This is a genomic window from Hymenobacter defluvii (genome assembly GCF_017589435.1).
Taxonomy (GTDB): domain Bacteria; phylum Bacteroidota; class Bacteroidia; order Cytophagales; family Hymenobacteraceae; genus Hymenobacter; species Hymenobacter profundi.
This window is the reverse complement of the sequence record NZ_JAGETX010000103.1, coordinates 1-636: the sequence shown is the minus strand read 5'-3', so window position 1 is coordinate 636 and position 636 is coordinate 1. Positions and strand designations below refer to the sequence as shown.

1 protein-coding gene is annotated in these 636 nt (G+C 46.4%); it reads right to left on the bottom strand.

Annotated features, from left to right (window positions below; genetic code table 11):
- On the bottom strand, positions 1-507 hold a 507-nt coding region (locus J4D97_RS23175), incomplete at its 3' end, for a hypothetical protein (protein WP_208309651.1).
- Between the last annotated feature and the right edge of the window lie 129 nt (positions 508-636).

The window sequence follows — 636 nt, the reverse complement described above, 5'->3', positions numbered from 1 at the left end:
CTTTTCTTCATTCTGTGCTGACACAATATCGGTAGTACTATACGTAGATACAATTGGTTCCTCAGTGAAAGGCAAATTTTCAATAGCTGAGTTTACTCCTGTTTCTAGTACTCCCCCCTCCCCTACTTCTGCTGAACCAAAGTGTTGGGCATCATCGTACGTTTCCTCGGCTTCTTCTTCCGTTGAATTATCAACAGTTGCCTTAGCCTGGGTAACAGCGGCTAGGTTGGCTAATGAGGCAGTGGGTAGCACAACTTTAGGGGCGGCTTCACTCTCATCATCCGGTACCGTATCTGGCTCATCATCTTCCTGCTCGGTGAACTCGTCTGCTTCCATTGAAGCCAGCTCTACTCCGGGGCCAGCGGTGACCGGTACTCGGGAGCGTTTACTATTGAAGTAGGCTTTAATTTCGTGTGGGTAATAGGCCACAGCTAAATACCCGTAGTAGGCTATCAGCAGCAGGAACAGGCTACCCAGGAACTGGAGCCAGGTTATGTCTTTAAACATCGGTTTGTCGGTTTGAAAGCGTTAAAGATGAAAAGCAAATTACAAATAATTTGTTGTGTTATGGTAACACAAGCGACACGGGTTTACCCTTATTAAGTAACTCAGACGAATTACTTAGCAGGCTCAACC